This window comes from Embleya scabrispora (genome assembly GCF_002024165.1).
In the GTDB taxonomy this organism is placed as follows: Bacteria; Actinomycetota; Actinomycetes; order Streptomycetales; family Streptomycetaceae; genus Embleya; species Embleya scabrispora_A.
The window spans coordinates 4105380-4120950 of the sequence record NZ_MWQN01000001.1 but is presented as its reverse complement, the minus strand read 5'-3'; the positions used below and the strand labels follow the sequence as shown (position 1 = coordinate 4120950).

General features: G+C 73.1%; 13 protein-coding genes. 2 read left to right on the top strand and 11 right to left on the bottom strand.

All coding sequences use genetic code 11. The annotated features are described in order from the left end of the window. Positions 1-282 precede the first annotated feature (282 nt). The 5 genes from B4N89_RS18235 to B4N89_RS18215 all read right to left on the bottom strand — a co-directional run bounded on the left by B4N89_RS18235 (position 283) and on the right by B4N89_RS18215 (position 5668). Positions 283-1875, bottom strand: a complete 1593-nt coding sequence (locus B4N89_RS18235; protein ID WP_161500750.1) for a cellulose binding domain-containing protein — start codon at positions 1873-1875, stop codon at positions 283-285. Between the two features lie 212 nt (positions 1876-2087). Further along, positions 2088-2693 carry a response regulator gene (locus B4N89_RS18230; protein WP_078976886.1) on the bottom strand — a complete coding sequence of 202 codons (606 nt, stop codon included), beginning with the start codon at positions 2691-2693 and terminating at the stop codon, positions 2088-2090. A gap of 10 nt (positions 2694-2703) precedes the next feature. Next, positions 2704-3921 (bottom strand): sensor histidine kinase, encoded by a 1218-nt coding sequence (locus B4N89_RS18225; RefSeq protein ID WP_078976885.1) that lies wholly within the window; start codon positions 3919-3921, stop codon positions 2704-2706. Positions 3922-3992: 71 nt separating this feature from the next. After that, positions 3993-4721, bottom strand: a complete 729-nt coding sequence (locus B4N89_RS18220) for an ABC transporter permease (protein WP_078976884.1) — start codon at positions 4719-4721, stop codon at positions 3993-3995. Then, positions 4718-5668, bottom strand: a complete 951-nt coding sequence (locus B4N89_RS18215; protein ID WP_078976883.1) for an ABC transporter ATP-binding protein — start codon at positions 5666-5668, stop codon at positions 4718-4720. The genes B4N89_RS18220 and B4N89_RS18215 overlap by 4 nt, the downstream gene beginning before the upstream one ends. A gap of 122 nt (positions 5669-5790) precedes the next feature. Here B4N89_RS18215 and B4N89_RS18210 point away from each other — a divergent pair, with 122 nt between their 5' ends. After that, positions 5791-6510: a hypothetical protein gene (locus tag B4N89_RS18210; RefSeq protein WP_078976882.1), complete on the top strand. Its 720-nt coding sequence runs from the start codon at positions 5791-5793 to the stop codon at positions 6508-6510. 100 nt (positions 6511-6610) lie between these two features. Here B4N89_RS18210 and B4N89_RS18205 read toward each other — a convergent pair whose 3' ends face one another. From B4N89_RS18205 to B4N89_RS18185, 5 genes are all read right to left on the bottom strand, one after another. Then, complete coding sequence (locus tag B4N89_RS18205; protein ID WP_078976881.1) at positions 6611-9472, bottom strand: VanW family protein; 2862 nt, start codon at positions 9470-9472, stop codon at positions 6611-6613. Between the two features lie 355 nt (positions 9473-9827). Next, complete coding sequence (locus B4N89_RS18200) at positions 9828-10220, bottom strand: DUF6113 family protein (RefSeq protein ID WP_078976880.1); 393 nt, start codon at positions 10218-10220, stop codon at positions 9828-9830. A gap of 10 nt (positions 10221-10230) precedes the next feature. Beyond that, positions 10231-11133, bottom strand: coding sequence for an N-acetyl-1-D-myo-inositol-2-amino-2-deoxy-alpha-D-glucopyranoside deacetylase (gene mshB, locus B4N89_RS18195; protein WP_078976879.1), 903 nt, complete (start codon positions 11131-11133; stop codon positions 10231-10233). 47 nt (positions 11134-11180) lie between these two features. Next, complete coding sequence (locus B4N89_RS18190) at positions 11181-11810, bottom strand: class I SAM-dependent methyltransferase (protein WP_078976878.1); 630 nt, start codon at positions 11808-11810, stop codon at positions 11181-11183. 96 nt (positions 11811-11906) lie between these two features. Next, the gene (locus tag B4N89_RS18185; RefSeq protein ID WP_414646376.1) at positions 11907-12107 is read right to left on the bottom strand and encodes a DUF2304 domain-containing protein; all 201 of its coding nucleotides are present in this window, start codon (positions 12105-12107) and stop codon (positions 11907-11909) included. A 207-nt stretch (positions 12108-12314) separates the two neighbouring features. On the opposite strand from B4N89_RS18185, the gene B4N89_RS18180 reads away from it, so the two are divergent. Then, on the top strand, positions 12315-14447 hold the full coding sequence (locus B4N89_RS18180; RefSeq protein WP_078976876.1) for a prolyl oligopeptidase family serine peptidase: 2133 nt from the start codon (positions 12315-12317) through the stop codon (positions 14445-14447). A gap of 72 nt (positions 14448-14519) precedes the next feature. Here the strand turns inward: B4N89_RS18180 and B4N89_RS18175 are convergent, their stop codons facing one another. Then, positions 14520-15539, bottom strand: coding sequence for an ABC transporter ATP-binding protein (locus B4N89_RS18175; RefSeq protein WP_148666991.1), 1020 nt, complete (start codon positions 15537-15539; stop codon positions 14520-14522). Positions 15540-15571 lie beyond the last annotated feature (32 nt).

The following is a 15571-nucleotide window of genomic DNA, read 5'->3' as shown; positions in this document are numbered from 1 at the left end:
CCGGCCCTGGCCCCGGCCCCCATCCGACAGGCCACCCGCCCCGGCAGATCCCGAACCACACCACATCCGCCCCGGCGGGGCTGCTCGCCGTGCTTGCCGCATGGAGACGAGCGCTCGAACAACCACAGAGTTGCCTCTTCGGTCCGCCGACATCCGGGGGCGACCCACCCGACCCGACCCACCAGATTCGGCCACACCCCCGCCCGGCACGGTGACCGGCCCCCGGTGCCGTGCGACCGCGCCGTGCCGGTGGTCGGCTTCACGCGCGGACCGCCCGCGCGCTCAGCCGCCGAATGCGCGCAGGAACGCCTCCGGCTCCTGGGCGATCCCGCTGCACCCAGGGTCGGCGCCGGTCTCGGCGGCAGTGCCGTCGGCGCACGGCCGGTCCCGTGCGGCGGACCACCACGCGACCCGCCCCAGGTGGTTCTGCCGGGCGAAGTCGGCGAACCGGCGTGCGTCGTCCAGGGTGAACACCTCCCCCGGCACGTCGTTGCGGCCGATCATCACCGTCACCGACACCCGCCGCCAGGCCTGTTCCTGGGTCAGGTGCGGCCACACCTCGCGGATCTGCGCCTGGAGCGCGTGCGCGGCGTCGGCGGCGAAGCGGCCCATCCGTCCCTGCGGCCGCGGTGCGACCCCGGCGCCGTAGTTCATCGCCTTGATGTTCACGTAGGAGACGTCGACCTGCTGCGCGGCGGCGTCCCGCAGCAGCGCCTTGGCCTCGTCGCCCAGGCCCTGGAGCGGATGCACCGGCAGCGAGTAGCCGACGTCCACCCGCCGGTCCGCCCGCCGCGCGTCCTCCTGAAGCAGCCGCAGCGCGGCGTTGCGCCGCTGCATCACATCGGGGCGGACCAGCGCGCGGCCCTCGATGTCCAGATCCATCGCGTCGGTCCCGGTGGCGTCCAGGACCTGCCGGTAGGCGGCCACCAATTCCTCCGGGCTGCCGCAGGACACCGCGAGGTCGGTGCCGCCGGCGCCGCCGAAGGCGACCCTGATCGCTCCGCCGGCCTCGCGCAGCGCGGCGATCCGGGCGGTGGTCGCGGGGTCGTCGAGGCGGGTCACCCCGCCCCACATCGGCCGGCACCCACCGCCGTCCACGATGTAGGCGAGGGTACGGTCGCGCACGCCGGGTGCTCCCGCCCGCGTGGGATCCAGCGTCATGTCCAGGTAGGGCGCGAGGTGTTCGATCGTGCCCGCGCGCGGCGTGGCGTCGGCCGGGGACGCGGTCGTCGGCGGAGCCGAGGGAGCCGACGTCGCCCCGCCGCCCCGGCCGGTGCCGGTCGGGGTCGGGGTGCCGGTGTGCCGGTCGAGGCCGGCGGGCGGGTTCGCGGCCGGCGCCGACGCGGCCGGAGTCGCCCGCTCGTCCGGTCCCGTCCCGGCCGACCCGCCGCACGGCTTGTCGTTGATGGTGCAGGCGGTCGGCCCGTCGGCGCGGACCGGCTCGGTCGCGGTCGGCACGCCTACCCCGTCCCGGCGGACCTCGAAGCCGACCACGATGCTCTCGCCCGGCCGCAGCGCCCGGTTCCAGTTCTCGTTGCGCACGGTGTAGCGGCCGGCCTCCGGTTCGAGCCGGCCGTTCCATATGGTGGCGATCCGCATGCCCGCCGGCAGGTCGAAGCGCAGGGTCCAGCCCTCGACCGTGTCGGAGCCGGCGTTGCGCAGCACGTACTGGCCGCTGTATCCGCTGGGCCAGGATCCGGTGCGCACATACTCGGCGCTGAGCAGGGAATCGACGTCGGACGAGTCCCCGGACAGGGCCACCACCAGGGCGGCCGGCAACGCGGCGAGCACGGCACTCGCGACGGCCCAGCGGATGCGTTCCCGACGGGGACGACGGGTGCCCGGTTCGGGACCGCCTGCCCGGTGCGACCCCATGCCCATTCCTCCGACATCCTCTCCGACGGCACTCGGGCCGCCGGGCACGAGGACTCTACCGGCCTTCGGGCCCCGGTCCCATCGATCCTCCCGGGGCGACCGACGGGAAAGATCCGTTGTCCCACAACGAGGGATATCGGTCCCACATTCCGTCGGCGACCCGTACACCGCCGGGGCGGCCGCGCGATCCGGACACCCGTACCGGCGCCGGTTCAGAGCCAGCCGTTGTCGTGCGCGATGCGCACCGCGTCCGCCCGGTTGCGGGCGTGCGTCTTGCCGATGCACGAGGACAGGTGGTTGCGCACGGTGCCCTCGGACAGGTGCAGCAGGGTCGCGATCTCAAACACCGTCGAGCCGCCCGACGCCGCGCGCAGCACGTCGCGCTCGCGCTCGGTCAGCGGGTCGGCGCCGACCGCGAGCGCGGTGGCCGCGAGCGTGGGGTCGATCACCCGCTCGCCGCGCAGCACCCGGCGTACGGCGTCGGCCAGTCGCGCCGCGGGCGCGTCCTTGACCAGGAACGCGTCCGCGCCCGCCTCCATCGCCCGGCGCAGGTAGCCGGGGCGGCCGAACGTGGTCAGGATGACGATCCGGCAACCGGGCAGCGCGCGGCGCAACTCGGCGGCGGCGGCCAGGCCGTCCAGTCCCGGCATCTCGATGTCGAGCAGCGCCACGTCGGCGCCGCTCGCCCGCACCGCCTCGACCACCTCGTCTCCGCGCGCGACCTGGGCGACGACCCGGATGTCCTCCTCCAGGCCGAGCAGCGCGGCCAGCGCCTCGCGCACCATGGCCTGGTCCTCGGCGAGCAGTACGTTGATCACGGCCCGAACGTTAGCGGGTCGCTCCCGGAGCTCCGGGGGCAATCCGGCGCTCGGCGGTCTTTCCGGGAAGCACCGGGACCGAAGCGGTCAACCCGAACCCGCGCCCGTACTCCCCGCGGCCGACCTCGATGCTGCCGCCGGCCAGGGCGAATCGCTCGCGCAGCCCGGTCAGCCCGTTGCCCTCGCCGCCGGTGGCGCCGCGCCCGTCGTCGCCGATGTCCAGGCGCCACACCGGGCCGGTGTCCAGGCGCACCGTGCAGCGCCGCGCGCCGCTGTGCCGCATCGTGTTCGTGACCGCCTCGCGCAGCGCCCAGGCGAGCACCGCCTCCGCCTCCGGGTCCGGGCATTGCGGCCACTGCTCGGGCACCAGGGTCAGCTCGATGCCCACCGCACGCGCCGCGATCCGGGCCCCCGCCAGCTCGACCGCGAAGGTCGGCCGCCGGTAGCCGCTCACCGCCTCGCGCACGTCCACCAGGGCCTGCCGGCCGACCCGCTCGATGTCGGCGACCTGTTCGGCCGCGCGCTCCACGTGTTCGGGCAGGAAGCGGCCGGCGAGTTCGCTCTTGAGAGTGATCAGCGACAACGAGTGGCCGAGCACGTCGTGCAGGTCGCGGGCCATCCGCAGGCGTTCCTCGCTGGCCGAGAGCCGGGCCACGATCTCCCGGGCCTCGCGCAGTTCGGCCAGGGTCTCCAGGAGTCGGCGCACCCCGATCATCACCCCGCCGGTGAGCACCGTGACGAACGCCAGGACCAGCAGATCGTCGCCGGCCGCGCCGAGCAGCACACCGAGCCCGAGCCCGGAGGCCACGCAGCCCAGGATCCCCCACATCGACCGCGGAAAGCGCAGCCCGGCCCCGACCGACACCGCGACGTAGACCATCAGGCCGAGCCAGGCGTCGTCGAAGGTCAGGATCAGTCCGACCGCGACCGCCCACATCAGCAGGCAGGCCACCGACTGGGCCCGCTCGGTGTCCAACGCCCGGCGCAGCGCCGCCTCCACCCGACCGAACAGGCCGAACCAGCCGACCCCGCCGAACACCAGCGCGACGTAGCAGACCACCACCACGAGCAGTCCGACCGCACCCACCGTCAGGCGCACCGGCCCGTACCCACCGGTGGCCAGGTCGTGCACCACCGGGGTCAGGAAGAACAGCCAGAGCAGCGACCACGACATCCGGATGGCCCGCCCGCGCGTCGAGTCCTGCCGTGTCGCATCCGACCACCGCATGTCACGCGCTCCTTCTCGGGAACAGGTCCCACCACGCCTCGGGACCGTCCCGTCGGGCGAGCGGCCCCGGATCAGGCCGCCACCTTCTGCTCGTCGCGACGGTAGCGCCAGGCGGCCAGCGCGGTGAACGCGACCAGGTACACCGCGAGCACCACCACGTCGGCGACCCGGGGCCGGTGCCCGGCCAGCACCTCCCAGCCCAGTTGCCCGTAGCGATACGTCGGCATCACGTGGCCGATGTCCTGGAGGACCTGCGGAAACCCGCTCAGCGGGACCCACATCCCACCGAGCACCGCCATGCCCAGGTAGACGAGCATGAACAGCGGCTGCGCGGAGTCGGGGGCGACCAGGTAGCCGAGCCCGATCCCGAGCACGGCGAACACGAACGAGCCGAACCACAGCGCGAGCACGATCACGCCCCACTGCCACGCGTCCAGCCGTACCCCGCGCAGGAAGCCGGTGCACAGCACGAGCACGATCGCGGGCAGGCCGACCACCGCCGCCGAGACGAGCTTGGAGACCACGTACTGCCGCCCGGTGAGCGTGGTCAGCCGCAACTGCCGGGTCCAGCCGCTCTGCCGCTCCGCCGCGATCCGCTGCACGCCGGCGCTGAGCACCGCGCCGACCGCGCCGAACGAGGCCATCGACACCATCACGTACGCGGACACGTCGGTGCCGTCCACGTCTCCCGACTGGCTGCCGAAGATCAGGTACATCGCGACCGGATACGCCAGCGTGAAGAGCAGGTAGCGCCGGTTGCGCAGCATCCTCAGCACTTCGAGCCTCATCAACGTCCTCATGCCGGGATGCCCTTTCCTTCCGCCTCGTCCGCCTGCTGGGTGATCGCCAAAAACGCCTGCTCCAGGCCGAGACCGGCGACTTCCAGGCCGCGCGGACGCAGGCCGGCGGCGTAGATCGCGGCCACCGTCTCGTCGGCGTCGCCGCTGCGGATGCGCACGGTGCGGCCGCTCAGTTCGATGTGCGCGATGCCGGGCAGCGCGCGCAGCACGGCCTCGTCCTCCTCGACCGCCCGGTCCAGGTCGAACGCGATCCGGCGCAGCCCGGCCCGGGCCTTGATTTGCGCGGCGCTCGCGTCGGCGAGCAACCGCCCGCGGTGCAGCACGAGCACCCGGTCGGCGACGTTGTCCGCCTCTTCCAGGTAGTGCGTCGCGAACAACACGGTGCGGCCCAGTTCGGCCTGCTCGCGCATGCTCGCCCAAAACCGCTGCCGGCTGTCCACATCCATCCCGGTGGTGGGCTCGTCCAGGACGATCAGGTCCACCTCACCCGCGATCGCCATCGCGAAGCGCACCCGTTGGGCCTGGCCGCCGGAGAGCTTGTCGACGTTCTTGTCGACCAGGTCCTCGATGCCGGCGCGTCGCAGCACATCCGCACGCGGCAGCGGGCGCGGATGCAGGTCGCGGGCCAGGCCGACCATCTCGCCGACGCTCACGTCCGGCATCAGGCCGCCGCTCTGCAACATCGCACCGACCCGACCGCGCCGGATCGCGTCGCGCGGATCGCCGCCGAACAGCGCGACCGTACCCTCGGTGGGCCGGCTCAGCCCGAGCAACAGGTCGAGCGTGGTCGACTTGCCGGCACCGTTGGGCCCGAGCAGCGCGACGGTCTCCCCCTGGCGCAGTTCGAGGTCGAGCCCGTCCACGGCGCGCAGGTCACCGAAGCACTTGCTCACCCCACCGAGCGCGACGGCCGGCGCGCTCGTCCGTTTCCCAGCCGTGATCGTCATGCCCCCAGCCTGGCCGACCACCCGCGGGCGGCGAAGTGGGAAACCTCCCGATCACGGCATGACAGATGTCATGGGGGCGGGAACGAGTGTCCCGGGGCCGGGACGCGGCTAGCGTTGCCGCCATGGTGCGACTGACCGACTCCCAGACCGGCAAGTCCGAACCCGTGACCACCTCGATCGGCAGGCGGGTGCGGGTGGCCTACCCGAGCCGTTCGCTGCGCGCGGCGATCATCGCCGACACCTTCCGCCGGGTCGCCGGCCGACACCACCTGACCGTGACCGTGCACCACCTGCCCTATCGCGCGCAGGTGGCGGACGCGGCGGGCTACGGCCGGTACAACATGCCGCTGCCCGCCGCGGGGCAGCCGGACGGCGCGATCGACCTGTACTTCGGCGAGGACGGCGACGAGGGACCACGTGCCCGGGTGCACGTGCTGCATCCGGCGGCGGTGGTCGACGCGGCGCCCCGCCGACCGGTCCCGCACCCCGAGGATCCGCTCGCGCTGCGGCTGGTCCTGCTCTCGCTGGCCGCCGACGAGCCGCTGCGCGCGGACCGCGCCGGGTATCACGGGGCGGCCGACGCGACGGCCGTCCTCGCCGAACTGCGCGCCCGGACCGCCACGTGCGCGGAGTCCCCGTCCGCGCCGATGCCGGCCGAGGCGATCGCGCCGATCCACGCCGCGCTCGACGCCGACCTGGACACCCGCACGGCGATCCGGCTCCTGGTCGAACTGGCCCGCGACGAGAAGGTGGCACCGGGGGCGCGCTTCGAGGCGCTGGCGCACGTCGACCGGTTCCTGGCCCTCGACCTGTCGCGGGACGTGGGCCGGGCCGGGCCGTGAGGCGAGGGCGCCGCGGGCCGGGCCGACACGGCGAAGGCGGGGCCGGATCGCCTCTCGTGCGATCCGGCCCCGCCTCGTGCGCCCGCCGCCGCGGCAGCCGCTAGTCGTCCGACCTCCGTACCGGCGGTGCGCCCGGCGGGGGTGAGTCGGCCGTGCGGCCCTGGCCCTCGCCCTCGCCCGCGCCGCCGGTCTTGTCACAGGTGATCTTGTCGGCCGGGTCGTACTTGGTGTGGAACTTCTCCCGGGCGGTTTCCTTGCCGCCCTGGATGAACACCCGGGTCACGTCGATCTTGAACCCGTCCGACGCGGCCTGCTCCACGCAGCCCGCCGACTTGTCCACCACCGACTTGGGCTTGATCACGTCGTACTTGCTGCCGGGCTCGGCCTTGATGTCGTCGTACTTGCGCGTGCCGAACAGCGTCACGGTCACCGTGGAATCGGTGTACGTGGACTCCAGGTAGACGTTCTTCCCGGAGTCGTTCTGGAACTTCAGGTCCAGCGACGGCCAGGCCACCGTGGCCTCGCGACCGGCCGGGTAGCGGTCGATCCAGAAGCTGTGCGGGCGGTGCATCACGTCCTTGAGCCCGGCGAAGAACACCGCGTTGAACGTGGTCGTGGCCACCTGCGAGACGCCGCCGCCGAAGTCGGTCTGGAAACGCCCGTTGTTGATGATCGTGCCCTTGGCGAAGCCGTTCTCCGCGGTGCGCTCGCCGACCGTCTTGTTCAGGCTCCAGGTGTCGCCCGGCTTGATCACCGATCCGGTGATCAGATCGGCGGCCCGGTGGATGTTGGTCAACCGGTACGCGGCGTACGGGTAGTTCGTGGTGTAGGTCGACATCACCTCGGTGATGCCCAGCTTGTTCGCCGCCTCCGTGGTCAGCGCGGGCTCGACCGGCCCGAGGTTGACCTTCGCGGTGCGCGCCGCGCCGGACTTGGTCAGCACGGACAACACCGCGTCGGCGGCGGTGGCGCCGGAGACGCCCTTGCCGGAGACCGACGGCACCACGGTGACCTTGGCACCGGCCGCGAGCTTGCCCTCCACCTTGAACGTGGCGTTCTTCGGCTTCTCGCCGACCGAGGAGAAGGTCTGGCCCAGCTCCTCCTGGAGACCGTTCGCGTCGATCCTGGGCTGTAGCTTCCCGGCCGCGTCCGGGACCATGGTGAGGTACTTGGCCAGCGCCGCCGGGTTCAGCTTGAAGGACTTGGTACCGGCCGTCAGGGTCACCGGCCCCGACATCGCCGGCACCGCGAACTCGCGCATCGCCCGGTCCACCTCGGCCTGGGTGACCTTGGGATCGGCGGCCTTGGTCGGCAACGCGACCGGACCGCCGCCGTGCAGGAAGGCCGCCTCGACCAGCTTGATCGCGGCGGGGGTGTCCAGCACCTTGCCCTTGGCCGGCGGCACCGCGGTGGCCTGGCCGCTCGCGAACGTGATGCCGCCGTCGACCTGCGCACCGCCGGCCTCGGCGGCCAGCGCCTCCAACGCGGCGCCCAGCTTGACCGGGTCCACCACGGTGCGCGGCTGGGTCTCCCGGGTCTTGCCGAACATCGCGGGCACCGAGGTGAGCGGGTTCATCCCGCCCTTGCTCGCCTCGCTGACGGTCGCGCGCGCGTCGAGGAGCAGCCCGGACGCGGCGGGTTCGAGCCGCAGTTCCTTGCCGCCGAGGTCGAGCAGTATCGGCTTGGTGGTGCGGTCGCCGAGCTCTTGTTCGAGCGTACGCACCGCCTCGTCGCGGGACTGGCCGCCGATGTTGACGCCGAGCACCGAGGTGCCGCGTGGCACCCCGCCGCCGGCGTAGGCCAGCGACGCGCCGTACACCCCGCCGAGGACCGCGATCCCGGCCGCGCAGGCGATCAGCGCCTTCGGCCTGCGCCGTCGGGGCGGGGCCGGGGCCGGGCGCGCCTCGTCGGTGCGCTCCTCGGCGCCGGCCGGGTGCTCCGCGGCGGACTCGGCCGCGTGCGCGTCGGTCGTGCCGTACTGCGGGAACCCGTGGTCGGCGGCGTCCTGTTCCTGCATCGTGCGGTATTCGTACGGCCCGTCCGAGTCGCCGTCCAGGGTCCACCGCGGCGCCTCCTGCGAGGGCAGCGGGGCCTGACCGCGCAGCACCACCGGCGGGATCGGCCGCGAGCCCGGGATCTTGATGCTGACCCGGGTGGTCATCGTCTGGTCGCCCGAATCACCCGCGTCGGCGGGCGATTCGGCGTCCGTCCCGGGCCCGGCCGGCGGAGTCGGCACGGGGCCGGCCTCCGGCGTACCGAAGCCGGCGATCAGCCGCCGCCGGCCCACCCGGTTGGGCAGCGCGCCGCCCTCGGGCGCCGACCCGGCCGCGTCCGAGGCGCCCGGAGCGATCGGGTGTACGACCGGCTCGGCACCGCCGGGCACCCCGCGGCCGGCCGCGTCCGGGCCCGGCCCCGACGCTCCCGCGCCGTGCTCGCCCGCGACGCCGTAGGCGGTGTGTGGCGGGAGCGGCCGTTGCTGTTCGTGCGCCGGCGCCGGCCCGGGCTGTCCCGGCACATACGGCGTGGCCGGCGCGTCCGCGAACGGCACGGGTCCGGGCGCACCGGTGCCCTCGGTGGTCAGGCTCCTGGCCCCGGAGGCGCCGGGAACCCGCTGCGGCAGGCCGCCCGGTCCCGGCGGCGGCGCGGCCGGCTGCCGGGTCGGCTGCGCGACGGGTGGCACATCGTCGTCCGCGCTGGGCCACGACGAACCTCCCGGCGGCCCCGCGACGGGCGCGGGCCGGGGCGGTTCGTCGTCGAACCACGACGCGAACTCGTCGTCGTCCCCGAACGGATCGGGAGACGGATGCGGAGACGACGCGGGCGCGGCGGATCGCTCGCGGGCGGCGGGCGCCGCCGACGACGGCCGCCCGCGTCCGAAGAACGGATGCGGATCACCATCGTGATCGTCGCGGCGCGGCTGCGCGCCCGGGTCGTCGGGCGTGGGGGGCTGGTCGTTACTCACGAAGAACGAGCTCTCCGACAGCTGAAGGTTGCGTGGCGGCGCGCGGCCGCCCCCGCCCGGGGTCGGACGGTATCCGGGAAAGTGCGACGGCGGTGCGTTGACACCCGCCGCGTGCGGGTCGTGACACGGCCTTCACGGGATCTGGTGCTCCCCGCCGAAGGCACGTGGGCGAACTCGGCCACCGAGGTTGCCCGGTACGACGGGCCGGAGGAGTCGGTCGCGACGGCCCCATGGACAGGGCATGACACGCACCGCACCTCGGCACACACAATACTGCGCTCCTGCCACACCGTTACCTCGCACCGTCGCGTGCCTCCCGGCACGCGCCGTCGGCAAGCATGGCGGCGCAAGGGGTTCACCTCGTCCGCGTCTTCACCGATTCACCCGAAAGAAGGACGGGTTTGATGCCGCCCCAAGGATAAGTGGCGGCGGCGACACCGAAGATGGTGCCACCCAGAAGGTAGATGTACGAGAGGAAGCCGCTGACGAAGATCCAGTCGCCCTCCGGCTTGGTCCAACTCGCCAGCCACAACACGGTGAGCATCCAGCCGGCGACCGGGACCGCGGCCCCGGCCTTGGTCTTCAGCAGCGAGCCGCCGGCGACGAACAGACCCCCGCTGCCCGCGAGCGAGACGATCAACCCGGCGGGCGGGTAGGCCGCCTGGGTGAACGCCCCGATGAAGGCGATTCCCACGCCGAGCAGGAACAGCACGACGTATGCCGCGACGCGGCCGGCTTTCTGTGGCACGAGGGCTACCTTACGGGCGCAGTCCGGCGAACAGGTCGTCCTCACGGCCGTCCGGGCCGGTGGGCCCGAGATCGCCGCGGACCAGTCGATAGTGCTCGACCGCCATGATGCTCTGGCCGATGTTGTTGGACAGCGCGAAGAAACCGTCCTCCACCGAGACCTGGGTGGGATAGGCGCGCAGCGCCTCGAACTTGGCCTCCAGGTGCGCTCCCGCGTCCACGGCGGTGGTGACCTGGTCGTCGTCGACCGCGAACGGCAACTCGTCCACCTCGACCGCGGTGAACGGTACGTCCTGTCCGGCCTCGATCATGCGCTCGATGCCGGCCTTGAGGATCGACCGGGGCATCACGTTGTAGTAGATCTTCGCGATCGTCCACGACTCGCCCTCGCCCTCGGCGTAGGTCGGGTCGGCCGCCAGTTCGGCCGCGCGCAGCGCCACCCGGTGGGCCTGGATGTGGTCGGGGTGGCCGTAGCCGCCCCGCTCGTCGTAGGTGGCGAGCACCTGCGGCCGCACCTCGCGGATCACCGGCACCAGGTGCGCGGCGGCCTCCTCGACGTCGGCCTGCCAGAAGCAGTCGGGCCGCTCGTTGCTCGGCACACCCATCATCCCGGAGTCGCGATAGCGGCCCGGACCGCCCAGGAAACGCTGGTCGGAGATGCCCAGCGCCTTCATCGAGTCGGCGATCTCGGTCATCCGGTGCGGCCCGAGCCCGTCCTCGCGGTCGGCCGCCAGGTGGGCCAGCTCCGGTACCAGGATCTCGCCCTCCTCGCCGAGAGTGCAGGTGACGAGCGTGACGTGCACACCCTCGGCCGCGTATCGCGCCATGGACGCGCCGTTGTTGATCACTTCGTCGTCCGGATGGGCGTGGACGAGCAGCAGTCGCAGCGGACTCTCGGTAGTGCGTTCGGTCATGCGCGACAGCCTACGCGCGCCGCCGGACACCCCCTCGGGCCGCCCGCTCAGGCCCCGCGCCCGGGCGGCACCGCGTGCACCGCGACCAGGTAGTCGCCGCCGGGCGCCCAGGGCTCGCGGTCCCACCCGGCGTAGCGGGTGCGGCGCACCAGGCCGGCCGCCGCGCACGCGTCCTCGTAGTCGGCGGCGGTGATCGTGGCCCCGACCCCGTCCGGGCCGCCCGCGAGGCTGAATCCGGCGACCAGGATCCCGCCCGGGCGCAACATCGCGGCCAGCGCGCGCACCACCTCGGCCTCGCTGCCGGGGGTCAGGAAGATCATCACGTTGCCCGCGGCCACGACCAGGTCGAAGCTCCCGCGCCCGCCGAGTTGCAGCGGGTCCAGGTCGGCCAGGTCGTCGAGCACCCAGGTCAGACCGGGCGCCGCCGCCTCGGCCTCGGCCAGCATCGACGCGTCCAGATCGACGCCGACCACCTCGTGACCCTGCCGGGCCAGCTCGATCGCCACCCGCCCGGTGCCGCATCCCGCGTCGAGGACGCGGGCGGGCTCGGCCAGCAGGTCGTGACAGAACCGGGCCTCGCCGTGCAGGTCACGCCCCTCCGCCGCGAGCCGGCGAAACCGCTCGGCGTATTCGGGCCCTCGGGTGCCACCGGTATTGGCCAGCCATCGATTGGTCATGACAGCCCAGCCTACAAACCCCGGCACACAACCGACCGGGCGGCGACCTCACGGCCCACACCCACGCGGCCACGCGGCCCACGCCCGACGGCACCCTCAGAAGTGGATGCCGTTCACCACTCCGGCGAAGCTCGTGCCCGCGTCGCGAATCGAGGGGGCCATCGACGTCGAGGAGAGGTAGAAGCCGAGCAGGGCGCAGATGATCGCGTGCATCGGCTTGAGCGACGACTTCCGGACGAAGAAGACGACGGTGACACCGAGCAGCAGCACGGCGGAGACGGACACCACCACAGTCACGCACCTCCTGTGCGCAGGGACCCGCAGTTCGGGCTCGGGGAAAGCCGGCCTGTGGACCCAAAGGGACATGTCTACACACAGACTGTAAGCCAACGATCACGAACCGCGTTCACTCGTTCAGCGGGCGCGAGGTGGTGTTCGTACGGCTGTCCGCACTCTCCCCGGTCTCCCCTCCCCCTGCGCGTACGTCCCCGTACGCTGTGGCACATGAGCTCGGAGATCACATTTCCCCGGCAATACGCCCGCACGCAGCGCTTCACCCAAGGCGCTCCACGCAGCTTCGGCTTCGCCGACGGCCGGATCACATTCCTGCGGTCCAAAGCCGCCGACGACTCCACCACATGCCTGTGGATCCTGGATCCGGACACCGGCGACGAGCGCCTGGTGGCCGACCCCGCGACGCTGCTCGGCGGCGCGGCCGAGGACCTGTCCGCCGAGGAGCGGGCCCGGCGCGAGCGCAGTCGCGAGGGGGCGGCCGGCATCGTCGGCTACGCGCTCGACAGCGCCGGGGACCTGGCGGTATTCACCCTTTCGGGCCGGCTGTTCGCCGTGTCCCTGTCCACCGGCGAGGCGCCGCGCGAGCTGGCCGTGCCCGGTCCGGTGATCGACCCGCGCCCCTCGCCCACCGGCGAGTGGATCGCCTACGTGTCCGCCGGCACGCTGCGGGTGGTGGCTGCCGACGGCTCGGGCGACCGCGCGCTCGCCGAGCCCGACGGCGACGACGTCACCTGGGGCCTCGCCGAGTTCATCGCCGCCGAGGAGATGGGCCGCTTCCGGGGCTACTGGTGGGCCCCCGACGGCTCCGCGCTGATCGCCGCGCGCGTGGACAACGCGCCCGTGAACCGCTGGTGGATCAGCGACCCGGCCAACCCGGCCGCGGCGCCGAGCGAGGTGGCCTACCCGGCGGCCGGCACCGCCAACGCCGAGGTCACCGCGTGGCTGATCGGCCTCGACGGCGCCCGGACCGAGCTGACCTGGGACCACGACGCCTACCCCTACCTGGCGAGCGTGCACTGGTCGGCCGGGGGCGACCCGCTCCTGAGCCTGCAACCGCGCGACCAGAAGGTGCTGCTCACCCTCGCGGTCGACGTGGCCGCCGGGACCACCCGCGAGCTGCACCGCGAGCACGACGACGTGTGGATCGACCTGCACCCGGGCGTGCCGGCGTGGACCCCCGACGGCCGCCTGGTCCGCCTGGTCGACGCCGACGGCGCGCGCCGCGTGGTGGTCGCCGACAAGGAGCTGACCGACCGGCGCCTGTTCGTGCGCTCGATCCTGGACGTGGCCGACGAGGACGTGCTGATCACCGCGTCGGCCGGCACCGACGCGAGCGCGCCCGAGATCGGCGAGATCCACGTCTACCGGGTCGCCCCCGACGGGGTCACCCGGGTCAGCGCCGAGCCCGGCGTGCACACCGCGGTGCGCGCCGGCGACACCACCGTCCTGGTGTCCGCCACACCGGAGCGCTTCGGCACCCGGGTCGCGGTGCTGCGCGACGGCGTGGAGATCGCCGCGGTCACCTCGCACGCGGCCACCCCGGTGCTCACCCCCCGGGTCGAACTGCTCCGCGCCGGCGCCCGCGGCATCCCGTGCGCACTGATCCTGCCGACCGGGTTCGACCCCGCGTCCGGCGAGCGGCTGCCGGTGCTGATGGATCCGTACGGCGGCCCGCACGGCCCGCGCGTGCTCGCCGCGCGCAACCCGCACCTGACCTCGCAGTGGTTCGCGGACCAGGGTTTCGCGGTCCTGGTCGCCGACGGCCGGGGCACCCCGGGCCACTCCCCCGAGTGGGAGAAGTCGGTCCACCTCGACCTCGGCCCGATCAGCCTCCAGGACCAGGTGGACGCGCTGGAGGCGGTCGCCGCCGAGCGGCCGTGGCTGGACACCACCCGGGTGGGCATCCGCGGCTGGTCGTACGGCGGCTACCTGGCCGCGCTCGCCGTGCTGCGCCGCCCCGACGTGTTCCACGCGGCGGTCGCCGGCGCGCCGGTGACCGACATGGCGCTCTACGACACGCACTACACCGAGCGCTACCACGGCCTGCCCGCCGAGCAGGTCGAGGCGTACCGGCGCGGTTCCCTGGTGTCCGGCTCCGAGCTGGGCGAGGTGGCGTCGACCCGACGGGCGCTGATGCTGGTGCACGGCCTCGCCGACGACAACGTGGTCGCGGCGCACACGCTGCGACTGAGCGGCGCGCTGCTCGCGGCCGGCTATCCGCACGAGGTGCTGCCGCTGTCCGGGGTCACCCACATGACCCCGCAGGAGCAGGTCGCGGAGAACCTGCTGCTGTTCCAGGTCGAGTTCCTGCGCCGCTCGCTCGCCCGCCCCGCGACCGACTGACGCCCGCCACACGCGACGACGCCCGCCGTCCCCGATTCGGGGACGGCGGGCGTCGTCGCGTCGACGCGCGGTTCAGGCCGCGCCGACGATGTCCTTCTCCTCGGCGAAGTGGCACGCGCTGTCGTGCGCGGCCAGTCCGTCCAGGCCGGTGTGGATCTGCAGCAGCGGCTCCTGCTCGGCGCAGATGTCCTGCGCCTTCCAGCACCGGGTGCGGAACCGGCAGCCCGACGGCGGGTTCGCCGGCGACGGCACATCACCGGTGAGGATGATCCGCTCGCGGTGCTCGCGCCCGTCCGGGTCCGGCACCGGCACCGCGGACAGCAGCGCCTGGGTGTACGGGTGCGTCGGGTGGTCGTAGATCTGCGCGTCGGTGCCGATCTCGGCGATCCGACCCAGGTACATCACCGCGACCCGGTCCGAGATGTGCCGCACCACGGACAGGTCGTGCGCGATGAACAGGTACGACAGCCCCAGTTCGTTCTGCAGCTTCTCCAGCAGGTTGACCACCTGCGCCTGCACCGACACGTCCAGCGCGGAGACCGGCTCGTCCGCGATGATGATCTCCGGGTTGAGCGCGAGGCCCCGGGCGATCCCGATGCGCTGGCGCTGGCCGCCGGAGAACTGGTGCGGATACCGGTTGATGTGCTCCGGGTTCAGCCCCACCAGGTCGAGCAGTTCCTGCACACGCCGCTTGCGGTCGCCGCGGGGGGCGACCTCCGGGTGGATGTCGTACGGCTCGCCGACGATGTCGGCGACCGTCATCCTCGGGTTCAGCGAGGTGTACGGGTCCTGGAAGACCATCTGGATGTTGCGGCGCACCGCCTTGAGCGCGCGCCCCGACAACTTCGCCAGGTCCTCGCCCTTGTACAGGACGCTGCCCTTGGTGATCGACTCCAGGTTCATCAGCAGTCGGGCCACCGTGGACTTGCCACAGCCCGACTCGCCGACCAGGCCCAGCGTCTCGCCCTTCATCAGGTCGAAGGTGACGCCGTCGACGGCCTTGACCGCGCCGATCTTCTTCTGGAAGAGGATGCCCTGGGTGATCGGGAAGTGCTTGACCAGCCCCCGCACCTGAAGGATCGGCTCGCCCATCGCCACCGGCTCGGCGGCCTTGCGCACATCGG